Genomic DNA, 21828 nt, shown 5'->3' with positions numbered 1-21828 from the left:
AAAAGGCCAACCCGTGGCCGATCCGGTGACAGGAATCTGGATGCTGACGGTAACTGGATTAAGTGTGGCGGCGCACAGTTTTACGGCCAAGGCGATGTACGGAACAGGCCAGTCGTCAGAGCCGCGAACTTTGACAGTGACCGCATTGGTGAAGCCCACCATCTCTTCGATCAAAGACTCCAAAAACATCGAGATCCCCCCCGGCGGATCAACAAGTGACACTCGCGTAACCTTGACCGGCGAGGCCAGCAAGGGGCAGAGCATCAGCGTCCTGGATAACACTTCACCACTAAGCGATGCAGTCGCAGATACGGTAACCGGCATCTGGGCTTATACCGCGACAGACCTGCCAAAAGGATTACATACATACATCGCCCGGGCTCGCTATGGATTGGAGGCAGAGTCCGCGCCGAGAAGTCTCACCGTCAGTACCTTCAACGTGGATCCGAGCGAGATGATCTTGAATGGGATTAAATTAATTCCAGCGGGAAATTACGGGTTGCAGGCCAAGGAAGTTGCGGGGAATACAGGCACGCGAGTTCCCACAGGCGGCGTTCCTCCTTACACCTATAAGTCGAGCCACCCAGAGCTGGCATCGGTAGATATTAATGGAAAAGTTACCGGACTAAAGAACGGCACGGCAACTATCACAATCACGGATAACAAAAAAAACTCCACAAGCTATAAAGTACGAGTTAGTCGTGTTTATACGCTCTTGCTTAATAACAGCTATATGTCAGGTCAGAGCGCCATAGCTTGGTTGAGGAGTGTAGGGGCAACACCGTTGGATCTCAACGGGCGTCCGTTAGGCTGGGAAGTTCAAAAACTCAATTTTATCAATTGGACAGCTATTTATATCGGACCGCTTTATGAGCAGAGCCGTTGGGTGGCGGAAAGCTCAGCCAGTGGTGATCTCTGGATAATGTCTTCAACCAACGCTCCTGATACGTCCAACGGCCACGTCGTCCTCCCCTTCCCTCGTAATTTTAGTGCCCTTGCCTATATATTGAGAAAATAATTGTCGTCAATCTATATTCGATACAGATAGATTTCCGCATGCCAAGAGCATCGGGCACAGCCCCTCTTTAACCCTGTTCATTCGGCCGAAGTTGTCAGCCAAGACTGGCAACCTCGGCAATTTGCTTTTCGGCTGCTGAGCAGCATCGATCAAACACTTGAGCTTCAAGCATCATAAACCGCGCAATCCCAGCGACGTTTTGCGATCGTAGGAGCCAGAGAGGGCGGCGACGTTGTTGAGCATTTTGGTGGCCGAGCCGAGAGATTCGCTTGCGCTGGCTAAAAGGGAAAATTATGGGGGAGATCGTTTTCCGATCCACTACCTGCGTAAACGCACTTTTGGAAAGCGATGTATCGTTCAAAGTATCTATTAACTTAAACGACGCCTTCGGGAGCAAGCTCGCTCCCACATTGGCTCGGGTGTGATGCTTTAGGTTTCGGTGGTTTAAACACCGCCGTTTAAGCAACACCAACAGACACTCTTTCAGGCTACGCAACCTTGCGCCTTTGCCTACAGCTACGCCAGAATCCGCCGGCTTGTGCGCCTTGGGGTCGGGTTCTATTGTGGGGCGGTCGCTGACGAATCAGCGATCGGGTTTAGCAGCTCGACAATTTTCAAGGCACGCGAGTCCCACCATTACGTTATGGCGGCTTTGCGTGGGGCACTTCGGTGCGCCGGGATCCTTGAGCCTGGTCTGCTAACCCGCGTACAGCCGCCACCCTATCCGTTTAGCAGCGATGGATGACGGCTCCACATCTCAAGGAGTTTCACCATGATCAAACCAACACCCAACCCGCCAGACATCGATCCCACATCCCCGTACGAATCCATCGATTCGCGAAAGCTCCACCAAGCCGCCGACCGCGCCCTCGACCATTACCTCTGTCCACCCGGTTCAACACCACCTCCACGCAGAACCCGCGGCCTGTACGCCGTCACCGCCGACAACAAAAACGAAGCACTGCTGGCCGACGCCAGCGAAACACTGGCCTCGGCGAAAACCATCGCCCAGGACGTCGCGCACCTGCTGCCGGCGCCACAGCGTCGGGCGTTGTTGGGGATTGCGCAATTGATCATGCTCGGGGAGTTGGCGGTGAATCGGGTGCTGGATAATCTCGATCTACCTGCCTGAACATGATCGTTCCCACGCTCCGCGTGGGAATGCCTCAACGGACGCTCTGCGTTCGGCTTTGGAGGGGACGCGGAGCGTCCCGGGCGCCATTCCCACGCAGAGCGTGGGACCGATCAACACGATCAGGCGCCCCCGCAAGGGAGTGCCCTTTCACGGTCAACATGATTCCGTTCATCGGAAAACAGCCTTCACCTGTCAGATCTGACAGTTGGCAACCTCCCCTCTCTGAGGCTCAATCCCTTGACCAGTCGCGCTCGAATCACAGCGCCACGTTCAAGCAAGGAGCCTGCTCATGTCGACGAAAACGCTTTCGCTGTTTCCGCCCGTGGATGACGACAACACATCGCTGGCCCTGCGACCGTTACACATCTCGGGCATGCACACGCCGATCGTGGACGCTGATGGCGGGATCGACATCAGAATGGCTGCCAATACCAAAGGGCTGTTTTGCCGGATCAGCCCTTACCTCAAGATGAATGAAGACGACAAACTCGAGATCTACTGGGCATCGGAGAAAATTCTTGAGTTGAAGGTGATGGCTCACGAGGTCAATCAGCCCGTGTTCTTCTATGTGCCAGCGCCCAAGGTGTCTGGCTTGATCGAGGACTGTTACTACGTGCTGACGCGGGTGGGCGAGACGGTGCCGGATGAGCCTTCCGTGCCCTCGCGGTTTCTGGCGAAGTTGTACAGGCCGGGATGGATAAATGCTGACCCTCACAAGCCCGAACAGGGTCACTCCCGACTGTTTCCCGTAAAGCTGCCGCCCGAACTGATCGAGCAAGGTGTCATCGACGCCGAGTGGGCAAAAAAAGGCTTTCCGGTCACGGTGCCGTTCTACGAGGACATTGCCATACGCGACTCGATCCGCATTTACTGGGGCACCTTCGCCCTCGCCTCGCACCTGGTCACCCAGCAACAGGCGCAGGAGCTGGAGCCCATCGTGATCCAGATTGATCACGAGGCGATCCTGAGTGGTGGTGACAGCGAATCCCTGAGGGTCATTTACGATGTTCATGACGAAGTCTGGAACTGGGCAGATCATCATTCCCAACTGACACACATTGGCGTGGACGCCGGCGGCTGGCGTCTGGAGGCGCCGATCATCAAGCAATCAATCAACGGCATCATCACCATCCGCGACCTGGACAAACAGCCCGTCACCGTGCAGGTTCATGTGGTTGCCAAAGACTTCGACCTGGGTGACACCGTCACGGTGACGTGGATCGGCACCCCGCCCGAAAACGGCAAACCGATGATTCACACCGTGAGCCGAACCGTCGACAACATTCCCAGCATATTGGAACTCAGCGTGCCCTATGAGGATGTACGCGCCATCGCCATGGGCCGCGCCGATGCCTCTTACGTGCTGCACAAGAAAGATGGCAGCCCACCCCAGTCATCCAAACGCACTTTTGCCAGTGTGGTGGGCGATGTGAACTTGCTCCCCGAACCGACGATTCAAGAGCTGATCGGCGACATACTTGAGAGCGATACGCCGCTCGCGACGGTTGATGTTCGTTACCCCTCAATGGCCAGCGGTGACCTGGTCAATCTGATCTGGCTGGGTGAGCTCGCCGATGGCCGGCCTTACCTTCACGAAGACCAGCACACCGTAACTCGCAACGAAGCCGATAGCGGCCTGATCACCTTCTACGTGGAGGGCCGACATATCATCATTCTCGACAACGGGCAGCTGGATTTGTCCTATCGGGTCAGCAACGACAAAAACTCGATTTACCCTGTCGCTGAGTCCGAACGTTTGCTGGTCAAGGTTCGGGCCGTCCGCGCCACCTTGCCGGCACCGGTCGTGCCGGAGGCAGAGAACGATGTGCTCGACCCGGAGAAGGTGTTCGACCATGTCACGGTACTGATCGAAAATTTGACGAAAGAAAGGGAAGACATCCTCACCTATTACTGGACCGGTCCCTTCGCCCGCACCTCGGACTGGATTCCCATCACCGCCCCCATCGTCACTCAACCGATCCGGTTTAGGGTCGACGCTGAGTATGTCTCAGCCAACATCGGCGAGTATGTAAAAGTCCGATATGTGCTCAAACACGCGAAGACTGGCCTCTTTAGCTACTCGGCCACTTTGAACCTGTTGATCGGTTACAAGCTGGGGGATTTGCCACCGCCGGAAGTCGATGAAGCTATCGATGGCACGCTGGACCCGATGAAAGCCATCACCGGTGTCAACGTCAAAACCAGCTATTTGAGCATGGATTCGAAGATCGATCTGATCAATCTGAAATGGCTCGGCACCCCCGGCGCCGGCACCTCGGATGATCAGGAAAAACCCGGCGACGACAGCGGCACGGTGAACTTTCAACTCGACCCGCAAGTGGTCGGCGCCAACATCAACAAAACCGTGCTGATCGATTACCACGTCAAACGTTACGGGCGTATCACCCCTTCGCAACCCTTGAGCCTCAAGGTCCTGGATTTTCAGGACCCGGAAAACCAGCTGCCGCGCCCGCAGATTCCTCAGGCCGTGAATGGCGTGCTCGATCTGATGGAGTTCACAGGCAATGCCGCCATTCGTGTCGACAAGTGGCCGCACATCGCCCCCAGGCAATGCTTATGGTTGCGCCTTGAGGGCAAGACAACCGCCGGCGACGCCCATGTGATCCACTTGCTACAAGGCGTGGAGATCAACACTGGCCAGATCAGCGCAGGCTTGCATGAACCCCTGCTCAGAAGCGAGTTGATGAAACTCGGCCACTCCACACCGGCCACTGCGGTTTGCAAAGTGGCGTTCGACGGCACGGCGCAAGAGTACGCCGCGATCGAGTTTCCGCACCTGACCGTGACGGTGAGGACGCGATACGACTACGTGACGCCGGTGATTACCGACGTCAGCGACTCGCGGGGCGATATCCCGGAGGGTGACAAGACCCGGGATGAGCAGGTCACGTTCAAAGGCACCGCCACTCGTGGCGAAACCGTGGAACTGTTCGACGGTGCATCGACCTCGATGGGCACCGCTCTGGTCGGCGACAACAGCGTCTGGACCCGGCAGATCGGACCTTTGATCGAAAAGACATACAGCATCACCGCCAGGGCGCGCTATGACGCCAACCCGGTATCGAGCGCACCCCGAACGTTTACGGTGAAGTTTGCGCAAACGCCGGAAATCCTCTCGGTCACCGACTCCCGTGGGCTTGTCCAGCCTGGCGCCATCACCTACGACAACAGCGTACTGGTGCAAGGCAGCGCGACACCGGAGCAGCGGGTTGAGCTGCGCGAAACCGCAACAGCCGTCATCACCCTGAACGTCGATGACAAAGGTGACTGGAGTCACAGACTCAATGGCTTGGCCGTTAAAACCTACACCCTGACCGCCCGAGCCCTGTATGAAATCGATCCTGCGGACAGTCCGCCCTATGCCTTCCGCGCCGCGCAAGCCATTACACCGACGATATCCCGGGTCAGTGACATCCGAGGTGATATAGCCCCCGGCGGCACCACCTACTACCTCAGCGTCGACCTGACCGGCAAGGCCAGCCCCAACGAGAAAGTCACCTTGATGGACGGCACTGCGTCCATCGACACAGTGGACGTCGACCCTGCGGGCGACTGGACTTACACATTCACCGGCCTGACGCTCAAGCAATACCGTTTGACCGCCACGGGCGCGTACGGCAGCGAGCCGGTGTCCGAGCCGCGCCTGTTCACCGTCGCCGCCCACATCGCGCCGACACTCACCAGCGTCGTTGATACGATCGGGCAGGTGGCGCAGAACGCGACGACTTACGACACCGCCGTGACCCTGAGTGGTGCCGGCACACCTCGCGAGCAAATTCAGATTCACAACAAAGGTGCCGCGGTGGGCAATCCGGTGACCATCGGAGCCAACGGGCAATGGTCGAGCGCTGTCAGCAGTCTGGCGATCACGTCGCATAGCATGACGGCCAAAGCGCTGTATCCCGTGACGCCGGGGGAAAGCGCGGCGCGCAACTTCATCGTGGCGGCCCATATCGCGGTAACGCTGGTGTCGGTTCGGGACAATTTTTCGGTTGAGCTGCCAAACGGTGCGCAAACCAAAGGCACTTCCGTCACGCTGTCGGGCGCGGTCACGCCCGGTCGGCAGGTCCAGATCTATGACAACGGCTCTGCGCGTACGACGGTAACGGGTGCGGGCGGTAGCTGGAGCACAGCGCTGAGTGTGGGGCTTGGCGGCCATTCGATGTATGCAAGAGCGGTCAGTACCGGCCAGAATTCAGTGACGCGCAGCTTTACCGTGATTTCGCCGATTCCGCCGTTGTACTTCAATACCAGCACCGTCACGTTAAGCGGAAAAATCTACATCTACGCCGGCCGCGACGATGTGTTGCCTGGCTTCGGTCCTGGAACCTCCGTGCAGCATCAGGCATCTGGAGGGGCGCCGGGTTATAGCTACACCTCAAGCAACACCAGCGTCGCCGTGGTTAACGGCAGTGGCTACGTCACCGTCAGAGGCAAAGGCTCCGCACAGATCAGTGTCAGGGATACTATCGGTCAGTCCGGCAGTTACACCGTAAATGTCACGGGTGCCATTCGCCTCCTCGATATCGATGGCAGTACCTTCGGCAATATCCAGAATGCTGTCGCCCAACGCGGAGCGCGTATGCCATCAATTGCTGAGCTGCGAGAAATTCATGCGGCCTATGGCTCTCGCTGGCCAAACAACAACGCGCAGTACTGGAGCAATACCGTGCACAGCAGTTTCATTGTTGTGAGGTACTGGACCAAGTCGTTGACATTGGGTAACGAGATGGGTCAGGTCAATCACACCGTTGCCGCTCGCGGGGTAGGCCTCATATAACCCTCGCAACAGTCGTTTCAATGCGAAAAAAAACCTCGTTGTTACGAGGTTTTTTCTCCGACCAGAAGACCTACCAGGTCCAACGCACCCCAAGGTTCACACCCCAAGGCTGCTCGATGTGCTCACCCTTGGCGTAATCCAGGTCGGCGTGCACCTGCCATTGCTCGGACATGGCCACCGCGATGCCAGTCCCCAGCTCGAGGCGCGACCCGGAAAGATCGTTGTTGAACTGGTTGTTGTTGACCTTCACTTCGTTGTTCGAAGCAAACTCATGGGCCAGTGCCGCGCGTACGTAAGGTTGGGCGACCGCACCGTTGCCGAAACCAATGTTGCGCCCCAACGTCGCGCCGGCCTTGCCGAGCAACGAACGCATGCGATCGCCGTCGGCGTCCATGTCGTTATCCAGGGTGTAACGCTTGCCCTGAATCTGCACCGCCGACAGCTGCGTGAACGGCTCAATGAAATAGCCGTCGGCCAGTTTGATCTGCCGACCGAACTCCGCTGAAGCGCCGACGCCCCAGTTGTCGTAATCGCCCTTGGTGCGTTCGCCGTCGCTCAGGCTGACTTTCGATTCATTGCGAAAGCGGTTGAACTTGAGCACACCGTCGAAGTAGTAACCGGTGTCGCTGTCCAGCCAGGTCACATACGGACCGACGTAGTAACTCTTCACCGTGCCCGAGGTGCCCTGCTCCACGTCCAGATCGGATTTGCTCGTACCCGCCAGCACCCCGACCAACACGCCGCTGTCACCCAACCGCGCATCGGCGCCGAGGGAGAAACCTTGTTGGGTTTGCTGATAAGCCGTGCCCGACCCGTCGGCTACGTTGTACTTGTTGCCATAGGTGCGAACCCAGCCGCCGGACTGGCCACCGTTGAGACGCAACTCACCCATGCGACTGCGCAGCGAACTCAACTCGCCATACCAGACCGTAGGTGCGGTGTTGAACAAAGCCAGCACCGAACGTGCGCCGGGGCTGATGACAGCGGTGGTGGGATCCAGATACCAGTCCCGGCTACCGTCGGCATTTTCCCGATTGGCGAGGCTGTAAGACCAGGTGCCGACATCCACCACGGAGCTGCCCGCCAGAGCGAAATTCGCACCGTCAGCGGTCGCGGTGTGCGCCAGCGTCAATTGCTGCGGCGATACCGCATCCAGGCCTGACGCTGCCACGGCGAGATCAAAGTTGCCTGCCGATTGCCCGGTCACATTGAGAAAGTCATGTTCACCCGTGACGAAGTCGCCCTTCATGACAAACGTACCGTTACCGGCCAGCGAGCCGACGTTCAACTGGTAATACGTGCTTGGCGCATCTGCGGCACCAAAGGTGACAGATCCACCGTTCATGCTGATGGCGCCGACGGTGTCATTGCCGGTCAGGGTCCAGTTTGAATTGCTGCGGATATTGACGCTGTCGACCTTGTCCAGACGACCCGTGAATTGCGACTGGTTTTCCAGCGTGACGTTTGCACTGGAGCTGTCATCGGTGAGCACGTCGCCGACCATGTGGCCATGATCGAACACAAGATTGGCAGTGCTGTTGCCGGTGACACTGATGTTACCTTCAAGGGTACTGTCGGCCGTGGTCATCGTCACGTTCGAGGCTTCTTGAATATCCAGCAAAACCCCGTTACCGGCGAGCAGGCGGGTGAAGTTCAGGACTTGTATTTGCGAGGTCACCCCTGAGTCCGCAAAGATTGCCGCCCCGCTCAGTCCTTGGACCTGGACGTTGTCCAGCGACACATTGGCGCCACTCCCGACCCCTAAGGTGTCGGCCCGCAGTCGGATACCGTAAAGTCCGCCCGTCATGGTGCCACCCATAGCCCGGGCTTCAGCCCCGAAAGAGCTCAGGCCCACGCCGTTTGCGCCGGCCCCCGTCAGATGTGAATTAGTCAATTCAATAGTACTGCCACCTCCGGCCTCGATGCCGGAAGTCTGGCCGGTAATGCGACTGTCACTGATCACGGCCGTTGAACCTGTGGTGGTACTCGCCGCTCGATTGATCAACATGCCCATTCGTGTACCGGTCACATTGGCTCCCCCCACATTGGCAGTGGCATTGGTGACGCTCACTCCGGCATTGCCCAACCTTCCTGCGTAAGTTCCGCCAATGGCATTGAACTGAGACCCGCTGTTGATCAGAACCTCAAAGGTATTCGCCCCGTTGGCGTTCAATACACCGCCATTGCGCGCGCGATAATTATCGGCTGCTGTGGTTTGATCGATCGTCAAGGTTTGCCCTGCTTCAATTGAAGTCAGAGCGAAAACCAAAGTGCTGGATGAGAACAATGGTGCCAAGGACAACCAAGCCAAACGCTTTCTTGACAACATTTCCGGAAACCGATTTGGACAGGCGCCCATGAAACCTCCTAAAAAATGGCAACGAACATGTACCGAGAAAAAACCCTACGAATCGAGGCGCAATGTACAAGGAGCCAACCATTTTCTATGTAGGATTAATCCTTCATCAAGGCGGAAAAAATCCTTACTTGCGTGTGAATAGTAGACGGGGGAAAAATCCCCCGCCTGTTGGTTGCCGCCTCTATGTCGCCTACGTTCCCGGGCAGTAATTATCGTCAAAGTCGACTGCGAGCACCCTTACTTTGTGCGAGGGAGAGGTATGCGTCCTGCCATCCAGTACAGTCGTATATTTTATTTCCCCGTCCCCATCCCTGATCGGTTTAAGTGCGGTGGTGTAGGGCAAGTACACATCAAACCCGTTGATGTGCTCGTTACCTTGCAAGGTCTTCTCAAAAGGGAAATCGTCAACAGGTGGCGCGCCAGGTGCCCCCGGAGTACCAACCCAATTGAAACTCAACGTCATATTCGCAACGAGTGGCGCACCACCGGCTACTCTGACGATCGCCGCTTTACCCACTACCGGGATATCCCGCAGAGAAAAGCAGTCGAGATAGATAAGACCTATAGGGTTTGTAGAAAGATGCTGGATAACTGGCGGCGCAAGCGTTACCGGCAGGATATAAACATCGACCGGCGTGGGTTTCGAAGGGTTTTCGTTATCACCATTTGCCACGTTGGTAATTACGTATCGGGCAACTTTGATACCGTTTCCGGTAGCCTCGAATACAGCCGACGGCAACTTGAACGGAATTTTGAATCCTGCAGGTTCCGTACCGGTTACGGTATAAAGCCCGTCCGCCCCTGGCACTCTGGATCCTTCCCAAACAAGGTGCACTACGTCGCCCAAGATTGCCCCCGTATAAAGTTCGAGGTCGATATCGACGGTAGTGCCGACATCTGCTTCCTCCAATACGTCATCGTCGGTTGATCCTTTGACCACCAACTCCGTAAGGTTGGGATTGCCCACTTCCGGGTCGGGCTCAGGGTTATCAGGGCCCGGAATCGAAAGATTGACGTTAATGGTAGTCCCGGTAGGTTCTGGAAACACATCACCATTGCGGACAATTGCATAGGTAACGACAACGCCCCGTGGACCATCGCCCTTTTGCGCCACATCGGCAAACGGCACATCGACGATCACCTCAATCGTGCCATCCGTGGGCTTGGGTGGTTGAACGATGCCGTCAAAGGTGACCTGAACCTGATCGCCAGGCAAGCCATTGTCGAAGGTCGGAATCATCACTGCCACACCCGGAAAGGCATCCTTCAGATCAACCACGCCATCATCGTTTTCCGGTACTTCTGGCGGTTGCAAGCCGCTGGGTGTCGGAGTCAGTTGAACGGTCAACTCAAATGGTCTGGACGATGGCCCTACGTTGCCCACACGGTCTTCGTACTTGCAATAAAAGATGAATTTCCCCTCCCCCGTCGCTTCAATCGTGGTTTTGGGAATCTTGATTTCAATCGGCAATGTCGAGTCGACATCAACGATATATCGGGAGACATAGATCCCCGGATCACTTTTGCCGTAGTAAGCAATGTAGACATCCCCTTGCTTAATATCATCCGGAGGAGGAATGGTCATCGTGATGTCGCCTAACGCATCGAGTATGTCGCGTGTTAACAGGCCATCAACGATCTCCGCGGGCGGTGCCGCCGGCTCACCTGGGGCGCCATGATTCGGTGCTACCGTATCGATGAAAAAAACAGACTCTTCCGATTCGGATTGGTTACTGCCGTACAATGCCAGGTAGGACAAACGGAATGGTCCGGGCGTAGCGGTTTCAGTTGCTGGCAACGTCATTTCCCAAGGATCTGGAGGGGGAAGGGGAAGTTCTACCCATCCTGAAACAGCCACCTTATCTTTGCGCAATGCAATAAATGTATCCCCCGGCCTCGCGCCGGCTGGGGGAACGATACCGGTAAGAATCACTTTGCAATCGGTACCCTGACGCGCCAACTGCAACTTCGCGACGTCATCTCCCGGAAGGGCTGGCAGCAAACCCTCCACTACCGGCGCAACACCTGCTCGCGAGCTTAAAAGACTGACGCAAGACAAACAACTTTTTGCGAGCAATATCTGCTGCGGATAAAACTTTTAAATTAGTCATTAACACTCTCCTGATCAAATAGACTCGCCAAGCCATCCATTCCTACTTCAGACTTCCAGATAGACGCCAGGCTGTTACTGCATTGCTCTATCGCGAAAACTATTCAGTTCTCGTTACACAAGTCACGGTTGGGTGAACATATTTCACCGCTGGGCATAGTGCGATTGATGACCACAAAGTCTTCGGCAGACTTGCCTCGTCCGCCGTCGCGCTTTTCCAGTCGGTAGTGAACGAGTGCCGATCCATAATTGACCATGGGCGCAATCAGGGTGTCGTAATCTTCGACGACAATGTCGATGGCCTCTCCGGGCATCAGCGTCGTGAGTTCCTTGCTGATTTCGGCATAGGTCCCCGCGATTGGATCTGTCCCGTTTTTCCCATAGCAGCCCTGCCAGACCAGTAGGAGCGTGTCGCCCTGTTCAATACGGGCGTCGGCCCTGATCCTGACGGTAACGCCCTGCCAAAGTCGGGGTATTGAGCAGCAATGAAGGGTCTGATCCCTGCCCCCATGGGGAAATATGGGTTCCTTGAGGTTTTCAATCAGCACGATCGCAACCTTTACCGGTGTCGGTAGAGATTGCTGCTGATTCACACCGTTATGGGTGGTGTAATGGACGGGTAATGCCGGATTCTGTTTGTCGGTGTCGATAACATTCCACGGCACAGAAAACTCGATCGGGGCGCCCGCCACATCGGTGGATTTGACCAGGTATCTGGCCACAGCCCCCGGGTAGTTGCCCCAGAAAAGCTCGATAAACTGCCCAGGTTCGGGCGCATCGTAAAGTGCCAGTTTCACTGTCGCGGGAAAGCCATGATCGGCAGTGAGCAATGTGTTCAGGGTGACGGTTTTCTCGCCATACACCTCAACTTTCGCCAGGTTCGCGTTGATCAATGCCGGCGCGTTGGCGTGATCCTGCCCCGCTACGGTCAGGTTGACAGCGACCGATATCTCCGGAGAGGGCGGGCTGTACACGGTGCCTTGACGAATCTTGTAATAAACCTTGGCACGCAAAGGTCCGTTACCTTTGGCTTGCAGGGTTGACCATGGCACCGGAACATCCAAGGGTAGGTCGGAAGGGACAACGGGGACTTCGGTGAGCGGCGTGTCATCCCAGAAAATGGCCGCCCAATGGCTTGAATCGGCCGAATCGTATGGCGGGATTTGAACAATCACCCCGTCGCGCGCTTGCTCTCGATCTACCAGCCCTCTGACAGAGAGTGGCACCCTTGGTGGCGGCAATGCCCCCGGCGCTGGGGACAGATCGACTTCAATTGGCGAGTTATAAGAGTTCGGCCCTTCGTTCCCGGGCCTGTCTCGCAGGTAGTAGTAAAGGTAGCGAATGCCCGAACCCCATGCGCGAATTTCATCGGCATACACGGTGATACGCAGGCGACGTGCGTTGATGTCTTCAGCGCTGAATTCCTGTTCACGGATCGGCGTTTCCGTGTCGGGCGGAAACTGCTCGGACGTCCAGAAATATACCGCCCGATCACCGACCTCAACGTCGTTGTACCAGGGCACGTCAACGCGGACCTCGCCCTCTTGAGAGAGGAAGGATTCATTGATAATGCCCCCCAGCTCGGCAGGAAATATCACCGCATTGGGTTTATTGCCGAAGTTGGGTTTGATGGTGTCGATGGTCAGAACTTTGCGCTCGCCCTCAAAAGGGTTGGTCCCATACAGGGAGATCCGAAGGGCGACTTCGTGAACGCCATGTGAAAATTCATCCTTTGGGATTTTCAGGGATTGCGGGAACACGAGAACATCTTCTGTTGGATACCAACGGTGGTCCACCCTGCGGAAAGGCATTCCTCGAGGCATAAAACCCAGTTCGACCAAATCTTGTTCGCCCGCCGCCGTTCCGCGTCCAAACTCCTTGAACGTCACAACCAAATCGTCCCCCAGGGCAGACAAGGGCAGCAGCCCCTTGGGGTCATCCGGGTCCATGACAGCAGGCACGTCAGGCGCATCCAAGGCCAGAATGCTGGACGAGGCATCGACTGGAGCTTGTTTTCCGGGTTTTTCACGCTTCGCCATTTTCAGTCACCCGTTGAAAAGCAGCGGGACAGTGCCCTGTCAGCACTATCGGAATGACTTCATTTAGCGCCCCGTGGATGATCCTGCCTACTGTCAGAAATTACAGGTTTGGCGACCGTTCGTCGGAAGAGGCAGCGGTTATCGCCGTCGATCAAGTTCGGCGGCTGCGGTTAATCGCGCGCCCCTGCCGCAACTCCAGATTGATCGCGCTAGACAGAAAAAAACCCGCCGCCCCGGTTCAACCGGGACGGCGGGTTTTGTCGTTTCAGCCCTCAGTTCAAACCGTGTCTACCTTCAGCGAATGATCATTGAGCATGCCGCTGATGATCGTCGCTGTGTCGTGCCCGCTGGCAATCATCCCGCCCGCGCCCGGCGTGACGCCGTAGTGGCTGGCGAGGTTGACGCCGGCCAGGTCGATGGTCTGGTTTGGCGTGGCGCCGGCCATGGCGCTGACGTCGATGCTGGTCATGACTGATGCGCCTGTGCCGGTGACGGTGAAGTGCAGGTAGTCGTCCAGCGACGCCGTGCTGCCGTTTTCGCCTTGCAGCAGTTGCGACAGGTCGAGCTTGTCAGTGCCCGGGTTGAAGTCGGTGATGGTGTCGTGGCCGCTGTTGCCCTTGAGCCACTGGAAGGTGTCGGCCCCTGCTCCGCCGGTCATGGTGTTGTTGCCCATGCCGCCGATCAGCAGGTCATCGCCGCCCCCGCCGTTGAGGATGTCGTTGCCCAAACCGCCGTTGATCACGTTGTTATTGTTGTCGCCGGTCAACGTGTCGTTGAAGTTCGAGCCGATGAGGTTTTCGATGCCGGTCAGGGTGTCCGTGCCTGCGCCGAGGGTGTTTTGCGCACCGAGCACGCCGAGGTTGACCGTGACGCCTGCGGTGGCGTGGGCGTAGCTGGCGGTGTCGATGCCGGTGCCGCCGTCGAGCAGGTCATTGCCTGGGCCGCTGTAGAGCAAGTCGTTGCCGGCGCCGCCGTGCAGTTCGTTGTTGCCACTGCCTGCGGTGAGCACGTCGTTGCCGTCGCCGGCGTTGATGATGTTGTTGCCGGTGCCCGCCACCAGAATGTCATCCCCCGTGGTGCCGGTGAGGATATGGCCATCCTGATAGCTGATGGTCACCGCCGCCGAATCGCTGCCACCGTGGTTGTCGTTGGCGGTGTAGGTGCCGTGGTAGTCCGGGGTGACGTCGTGCGCGCCGGCGTAGTTGAGGGTCATGGTCAGCTGATAGTTTTCCGCCGCGTTGGCGTTGCTGCCTGTGGTGTTGCTGATGTTGGTGATGTGGATCTGATAGACGCCATCGGCCGATGCGGTGAGGGTTTGCCCGTCCGCGAGGGCGATGTAGGCGCCGCCGTTGATCGAGTACTCCATGGTGACGTGACCCGCCGCCAGGTTGTGATCGAGGTTGAGGGTTTCGCCTTGGCGCAGATTGACGGTGATGCGGTCTTCATCGTTGGCATTGCTGTTGGTCACTGCGCCGAGGTAGCCACTGACCACCAGCACGGCGGTCATGGTCGCAGCGTTGGCATTGAACGAATTGCGCACGTTGGCCAGGTTCTGATTGGCGGCGGTGTTGACGTTGGTGCCGGTGAAGTTGATCGCGCCGGTGCCGGTGAAGTCAGCGGATTTCGAGATCCAACCGGTGTTGAAACTGGTAGGCGTGGCGCTGAGGGTATCGCCATTCGGATCGGTGTCGTTGGCCAGCAGCAGCTCGCCCGGCACGACGATATTGCCCGACAGCACGTTGGTGATGACGTGGTCGTCCACGGCCACCGGTGGCGCGTTGGGAATCACTTTCACGGTCAGCGTCGAGCTGGCGAGGTCGCCGTCGTTGTCGCTGACGGTGAAGCCGATGTTCTCGGTAATCACCACAGCGGTGGTTTTTTGCGAGGTGTAGGTGTAGTCGCCGCTGTCGAGGTTGATCAGCAAGGTGCCGCCATTGTTGGTGGCGATGCTCAGCGTGTTGTTCACGGTATTGAAGGTGCCGTGATTGGTGCCGCCGCTTGGCGTCAACGAGCCTTGGCCGCCGAGGGCTTTCGGATCGTAGGTGTACGTGGTGCCGTCGATGACGATGGATTTGATGAAGCCGCCATCGGCGCCGAAGGTGCCGCCCTCGCCCAGCAACGAACCGGTAACCGGCGCGCCGACCACGGTGCCGGACAACACCGAGTTGAGCTGGTTGAGATCGGTGACCACCACCGCGTTGGTGTTGGTGTGGCTGATGCCGTCATAGGCCAGCGGGTCGAGGTTGGCGTTGCTCACGCCGCTACCCAGGCCAATCGCGTAGTTCTTGATGTTGTTGGCATCGAGGAAGTTTTTCAGCGCGGCTTCGTCGGCCGTGCCGATGTCGCCTTCGTTGGGTTTGCCGTCCGAGAAGAAGTAGCCGACGTTCTGCGCCCCGGTGAGTTTGCCCGAGGTGTTGAACGCGGTTTGCATCACCGCCACCGCGGCATCGTAGTTGGTGCCGCCGCCGGCGGTCAGGCCGGCGAGCAGGGTCTTGGCGGTCGCCACGTCAACCCACACGGTGGTGCGGTCGGCGGCATTGCTGCTGAAGGTGACGAGCTGCACTTTCACATCGCCGAGGTCATCGTATTTGTCGAGCAAGGCACTGATCGCCTGCTTGGCCAGCGTCAGCCGCGAGAGGCCCGGCACGCCGGAGGCATCGGCCATACTGCCGGAGATGTCGAGCACGATGAGCACGTTGGAATCGATCTCCACCGCTGCCACCGAGCGATCCGACGCCACCGCTTTCGGCACGTCATCGACGATGTTGACGACGATGGTGCTGGTGGTGCTGTTGCCCAGTGCATCGGTGGCTTTGTAGGTGAAACTTTCGCTCAGCGTGTTCGCCCCGTCGTTGGCGTTCGGCGAGGTTTTCGGCGCCGACGTCAGCGTGTAGGTGTAGGTGCCGTCGCCGTTGAGCTGGATTTGCCCGTAGCTGCCGGTGGCGCTGCCGACCAGGGTGTAAGTCAGCGCGCCACTGCCGCCGGTCACCGCGCCGACCAGTGTGCCCGTCGCGGTTTCGGCGGTGTTGGTGGGCTCGCTGCCAGTGACCGTACCGGGGGCGAGATCCGCACCGTCCTTGCTCAGGTCGAGAGCTTTTTCGAACACCGTGACGTCTTGATCGACCGAGGCCACCAGTTTGCTGTCGGCAACGTTGATGGTGATCGTCGTGGTGCTTTCATCGCCATCGCTGTCGCGAATGGTGTAGGTGAAGGTGTCGGTGGCGCCCGGTGGGCTCACCGAATTCGGGTTGCTGTGATAAACGGCGTTGCCGGCCGCATCGAGGGTCAGATAACCGAAGTTGCCGTTGACGTTGCTGTCGAGGCCGCCGATGGCCGAGGTCGCGGTGTTGCTGCCGGCGCGCACGCCGACCACCGTGGCGGCGCCATCGGCACCGCTGATGTCGTTGCCGAGCACGCTGACATTGAGCGTGCCGCCCTCCGCCACCGAGCCGGTGTCGGGTTTGGCGGTCGGCAGATCATCGACGATGTTGACGTTGATCTGGCCGCTGGCGGTGCTGCCATCGGTGTCCGTCGCCACCACGTTGAAGTTCTCGGTGATGCTGTTGGCGCCGTTGGCGTTCGGGTGGGTTTCGTTATCGACCAGGGTGTAGCTGTAGCTGACGACACCGGTCGCCGGGTTGTAACCGGTGATGGTGAAGGTGCTGCCCAGCGGCGAAACCACTGACTGCGGGAAGCCTGCGGCGACGCCATTGGTGACCACGGCGATGCCACCGACGGTCAGGGTCTGCAGACCGTCGAGTGCGGTGACGGTGAAGGTGCCGTTCTGGGTCAGCGCCGGGGTGTCGGGGCTGGTGCCGTCGCTGAGGTTTTTCTCATAGACGGTGAGTTCGCCACCCTTGACGTCGAGGCCGTTGAGCACCACCGGATCATCATTATTGTGCACCTGCAGGACTAGGTTGGCGGTGCTGGTGTCGCCGTCGGCATCGGTCAGCGTGTAGGTGAAGGTCTCGGTGCCGTTGCCACCGCCGTGCAGGTTTTTGAAGTCGGCATCGTTGCTGTTCAAGGTGTAGGTGTACGTGCCGTTGGCGTTGAGCACCAAGGTGCCGTAAGTACCGGTGAAAGTGCCGGCGGTGATCGGCCCGGTATTCGGCCCGGTCGCCACCACGTCGGCGCCTTGCACATCGTTGGTCAGCACGTTGCCGGTCAGGGTCAACTGAGTTTCCGAGGCGTTGTTGGCGTTGCTGTCGTTCACCGCTCTCGGCACGTCATCGACGATGTTCACGACGATGGTGCTGGTGACGAGGTTGCCCAGCGAATCGGTGGCCTGATAGGTGAAGGTTTCGGTCAGGATGTTGGCGCCGTTGTCGGCATGCGGCGTGGTACTCGCCGGCGAAGTCAGCGTGTAGGTGTAGGTGCCGTTGGGGTTGAGGACGATTTGGCCGTAGCTGCCGGTGGCGCTGCCGACCAGTGCATAGCTGATCGCGCCGACGGCCCCGGTGACCGAGCCGACCAAGGTGCCGGACGCGGTTTCGCCGGTGCTGGTCGGATCACTGCCGGTGACCGTACCCGCGGCGATATCCGCGCCGTCCTTGGTCAGGTCGAGAGCTTTTTCGTAGACGGTAACATCGGTGTCGCTGGTCGCTCTCAGGCAACTGTTGGAGACATCGATGGTGATGGTGGTGGTGCTTTCGTCTCCGTCGGCATCGCGCACGGTGTAGGTGAATATATCCACCGCGCCCGGGCCGTTCACGGTATTCGGATTGCTGTGATAGACCGCGTTGCCGTTGGCGTCCAGGGTCAGGTAACCGTAGGTGCCGTTGATGTTGCTGTTGAGGCCGCCGATGGCCGAAGTCGAGGTGTCGGAGCCGGCACGCACGCCGACCACCGCGCCCGTCACCGCTGGGCCATCCGCGCCACCGATGTCGTTGTCCAGCACATTGCCGCTGACGGTGCCGCCCTCCGCCACCGACGCCGCGTCGGGGTGAGCGCTCGGCAAATCATCGACGATGTTGACGTTGATCTGGCCGCTGGCCGTGCTGCCATCGGTGTCCGTGGCGACGACATTAAAGTTCTCGGTGATGCTGTTGGCGCCGTTACCGTTCGGATGAGTTTCGTTATCCACCAGGGTGTAGCTGTAGCTGACGACGCCCGTGGTTTCGTTGTAACCGGTGATGGTCAACGTGCTGCCGAGCGGTGTGACAATCGATTGCGGGAAGCCTGCGGCCACGCCACCGGTGACCACCGCGATGCCGCCCACGGTCAGGGTTTGCAGACCGTCGAGGGCCGTGACGGTGAAGGTGCCGCTCTGGGTCAGCGCCGGGGTATCGGGGCTGGTGCCGAAGCTGAGGTTCTTCTCGTAAACAGTGAGTTCACCGCCCTTCACGTCGAGGCCGTTGAGGTAGACCTGATCATCGTTGTTGTGAACGTTCAGCACCAGATTGGCGGTGCTGGTGTCGCCATCGGAATCGGTAATGGTGTAGGTGAAATTCTCGGTGCCGTTGCCGCCGCCGTGGAGGTTTTTGAAGTCGGCGTCGTTGGTGTTCAGCGTGTAGGTGTAGGTGCCGTTCGCATTGAGCACCAAGGTGCCGTAAGTGCCGGTGAAGGTACCGGCAGTCACTGGGCCGGTCGGCACTCGGTCGGCGCCTTGCACGTCATTGGTCAGCACGTTGCCGGTCAAGGTGAGCTGACTTTCCGATGCGGTGGTTGTGTTGCTGTCATCCACGGCTTTTGGAAGATCATCGACGATGTTCACATCGAGCGTGGCGTTGGCGGTGGTGCCGTTGTCATCGACCACGGTAACGGCGAACTGCTCAGGCAGGTTGTTCGCGCCGCTGGCATTCGGATGCGCTTCGTTGTCGACCAGGGTGTAGCTGTAGCTGACCACGCCAGTGGTGGCGTTGAACCCGGTGATGGTCAGCGTGCTGCCGAGCGGCGTGGTGATCGATTGCGGAAAGCCTGCGGCCACGCCATTGGTGACCACGGCAATGCCGCCGACGGTCAGCGTGGTGACGCCGTCCAGTGCGGTGATGGTGAAGGTGCCGCTTTGGGTCAGCGCGGTGGAGTCCGGAGCGCTGCCGTCGCTGAGGTTTTTCTCGTAGACCGTCAGCTCACCGCCGTTGACGTCGAGGCCGCTGATGACCACCGGATCGTCGTTGTTATGGATCTGCAGAACGAGATTGGCGGTGCTGGTGTCGCCGTCGGAATCGGTAATGGTGTAGGTGAAATTCTCGGTGCCGTTGCCGCCGCCGTGGAGGTTTTTGAAGTCGGCGTCGTTGGTGTTCAGCGTGTAGGTGTAGGTGCCGTTCGCATTGAGCACCAAGGTGCCGTAAGTGCCGGTGAAGGTGCCGGCAGTCACTGGGCCGCTGGCAACACGGTCGGCGCCTTGCACGTCATTGGTCAGCACGCTGCCGGTCAAGGTGAGCTGACTTTCCGAAGCGGTGGTTGGGTTGCTGTCATCCACGGCTTTTGGAAGGTCATCAACGATGTTCACATCGAGCGTGGCGTTGGCCGTGGTGCCGTTGTCATCCACCACGGCGACGGCGAACTGCTCAGGCAAATTGTTCGCGCCGTTAGCATTCGCGTGCGCTTCGTTGTCGACCAGGGTGTAGCTGTAGCTGACCACGCCAGTGGTGGCGTTGAACCCGGTGATGGTCAGCGTGCTGCCGAGCGGCGTGGTGATGGATTGCGGGAAGCCTGCAGCCACACCGTTGGTGACCACGGCGATGCCACCGACGGTCAGCGTGGTGACGCCGTCCAGTGCGGTGATGGTGAAGGTGCCGCTTTGGGTCAGCGCGGTGGAGTCGGGAGCGCTGCCGTCGCTGAGGTTTTTTTCGTAGACGGTCAGTTCACCGCCCTCAACGTTCAAGCCGTTGATGATCACCGGGTCGTCGTTGTTATGGATCTGCAAGACGAGGTTAGCGGTGCTGGTGTCGCCGTCGGCATCGGTGAGGGTGTAGGTGAACGTTTCGGTGCCGTTGCCGCCGCCGTGGAGGTTTTTGAAGTCGCTGTCGTTGGTGTTCAGCGTGTAGGTGTAGGTGCCGTTGGCATTCAGCACCAGAGTGCCGTAAGTACCGGTGAACGTACCGGGCGTGATCGGCCCGGCATTGGGGCCGGTAGGCACGCGGTCGGCGCCTTGCACGTCGTTGGTCAGGACGTTGCCGGTCAGCGTCAGCAACGTTTCGGAAGCCGTGCCATTGTTGTCGTCGATTGCGCGAGGCACGTCGTCGGTGATGTTGACGTCAAGGGTGCCGGTGGCGGTGTCGCCATTGTTGTCGCCGGCAATCACGGTGAACTGTTCGCTGAGGGTGTTGGCGCCATCGCCCGCGGCATGGGTTTCGTTACCGTTGAGGGTGTAGCTGTAGCTGACCGCGCCGGTCGCCGGGTTGTAGCCGGTGATGGTCAGCGTGTTGCCCAATTGCGTGGTGATCGATTGTGGAAAGCCGTTCGGCACGCCGCCGACGATGACGTTGATGCCGCCGATGCTCAGGCTGCTCAAGCCATCCGGGGCCGCCACCGTGAACGTCCCGCTCTGGGTCAACGCACCCGGGTTGGCCGCCGAACCGTCGGGCAGATTGGCTTCGTTGAGGTTCAACTCACCGCCCGGCACGGCCAGGCCGTCGATGATCACCGGGTTGTTGACCACCAATGGCGGAGGCGGAGTAATCGGCGCGACCGTGTCATCGCCGTTATCCACCACGGCATCAAAACGATAGTCAGGAAACTCCGGGATGCCACCGAACCCGGCCGTCGGGAAGCCGATGATAGGATCAACTCGCCCGCCCACTTCTGTCAGCAACACAAAACTGTGACCGCCGCCCAGTTCACCGGGCGTGCCACCCGGCGCATTGGGGCCGGCGGCAGTGGCTTCAGCGGTTTTGGTGGGGTCGTCGCCAGCAGCGATGGCTTTCTGGATTTGTTCGACATCAGTCAGTTGCGCTTCACTCGGGGTCTGAACCTCCGGCGCGTTCACATGGGCCGCCTGATCAGCGAGCAATTGCCCGGTCATGGTCAGGCTGCTATCGCGGCCGAGGGTCAGTTCCTGGCCGTTCTGCAAATGCACGGCGACGGCGCCTTCTGCGCCGGTGATCAGTTGATCGCCGGCAAACAGGCGATCCCCCTCAACCAGTGTGCGCTTGGTGCCGTCAGCGGCTTGGGCGAATACCTGACCAATGACTTTAGTGACTGTACCGATGAGCGTTGCCATGTGAATTCCTCCGCTGCTGACCACCGTCAGCACTGGTTCGCGAAGCAGCCCATGGCTCAATCGGGTTGCCGGGGGCGACGCTCGCACCCTCGACAGTTCGTTTCGCAGCGGTCATTTGAAGAGAAATCCAAGCACTTTCAAGCACTTGCACCGCCCGTTTCAAACAGCCTGCCCACTAACGCTACGTAACGGCGGTGAATCA

7 protein-coding genes and 1 pseudogene are annotated in these 21828 nt (G+C 58.8%); 3 read left to right on the top strand and 5 right to left on the bottom strand.

All coding sequences use genetic code 11. The features are described 5' to 3' along the window. A partial coding sequence (locus tag ACQ4OE_RS25015) for an Ig-like domain-containing protein (protein ID WP_430948260.1) occupies window positions 1-1018 on the top strand: 1018 nt, incomplete at its 5' end. 171 nt (window positions 1019-1189) lie between these two features. Here ACQ4OE_RS25015 and ACQ4OE_RS25010 read toward each other — a convergent pair. Further along, window positions 1190-1306, bottom strand: a pseudogene (locus ACQ4OE_RS25010) (DUF6124 family protein); the annotation flags it as partial. A 484-nt stretch (window positions 1307-1790) separates the two neighbouring features. Here ACQ4OE_RS25010 and ACQ4OE_RS25005 point away from each other — a divergent pair. Together ACQ4OE_RS25005 and ACQ4OE_RS25000 are read left to right on the top strand one after the other, a co-directional pair. After that, on the top strand, window positions 1791-2150 hold the full coding sequence (locus tag ACQ4OE_RS25005) for a DUF6124 family protein (RefSeq protein WP_430948259.1): 360 nt from the start codon (window positions 1791-1793) through the stop codon (window positions 2148-2150). Between the two features lie 292 nt (window positions 2151-2442). Beyond that, window positions 2443-6954 carry a hypothetical protein gene (locus ACQ4OE_RS25000; protein WP_430948258.1) on the top strand — a complete coding sequence of 1504 codons (4512 nt, stop codon included), beginning with the start codon at window positions 2443-2445 and terminating at the stop codon, window positions 6952-6954. 70 nt (window positions 6955-7024) lie between these two features. Here ACQ4OE_RS25000 and ACQ4OE_RS24995 read toward each other — a convergent pair whose 3' ends face one another. From ACQ4OE_RS24995 to ACQ4OE_RS24980, 4 genes are all read right to left on the bottom strand, one after another. After that, window positions 7025-8632, bottom strand: coding sequence for an autotransporter outer membrane beta-barrel domain-containing protein (locus ACQ4OE_RS24995; protein WP_430948257.1), 1608 nt, complete (start codon window positions 8630-8632; stop codon window positions 7025-7027). Window positions 8633-9503: 871 nt separating this feature from the next. Next, window positions 9504-11324 carry a hypothetical protein gene (locus ACQ4OE_RS24990; protein WP_430948256.1) on the bottom strand — a complete coding sequence of 607 codons (1821 nt, stop codon included), beginning with the start codon at window positions 11322-11324 and terminating at the stop codon, window positions 9504-9506. Window positions 11325-11527: 203 nt separating this feature from the next. Further along, entirely contained in the window at window positions 11528-13462 is a 1935-nt protein-coding gene (locus ACQ4OE_RS24985) for a hypothetical protein (RefSeq protein ID WP_430948255.1), read from the bottom strand. A gap of 277 nt (window positions 13463-13739) precedes the next feature. Next, the gene (locus ACQ4OE_RS24980; RefSeq protein WP_430948254.1) at window positions 13740-21626 is read right to left on the bottom strand and encodes a retention module-containing protein; all 7887 of its coding nucleotides are present in this window, start codon (window positions 21624-21626) and stop codon (window positions 13740-13742) included. Window positions 21627-21828: the final 202 nt, after the last annotated feature.

The sequence above is a fragment of the Pseudomonas sp. WC2 genome (assembly GCF_050586545.1).
GTDB lineage: Bacteria > Pseudomonadota > Gammaproteobacteria > Pseudomonadales > Pseudomonadaceae > Aquipseudomonas.
Note: the sequence above shows the minus strand (reverse complement) of the source record. Positions and strands in the feature narration are given on the sequence as shown.

Coding starts and splice junctions, on each gene's coding strand:
- ACQ4OE_RS25005 (WP_430948259.1), top strand. CDS start 1,791: ATGATCAAACCAACACCCAACCCGCCAGACATCGATCCCACATCCCCG.
- ACQ4OE_RS25000 (WP_430948258.1), top strand. CDS start 2,443: ATGTCGACGAAAACGCTTTCGCTGTTTCCGCCCGTGGATGACGACAAC.
- ACQ4OE_RS24985 (WP_430948255.1), bottom strand. CDS start 13,462: ATGGCGAAGCGTGAAAAACCCGGAAAACAAGCTCCAGTCGATGCCTCG.
- ACQ4OE_RS24980 (WP_430948254.1), bottom strand. CDS start 21,626: ATGGCAACGCTCATCGGTACAGTCACTAAAGTCATTGGTCAGGTATTC.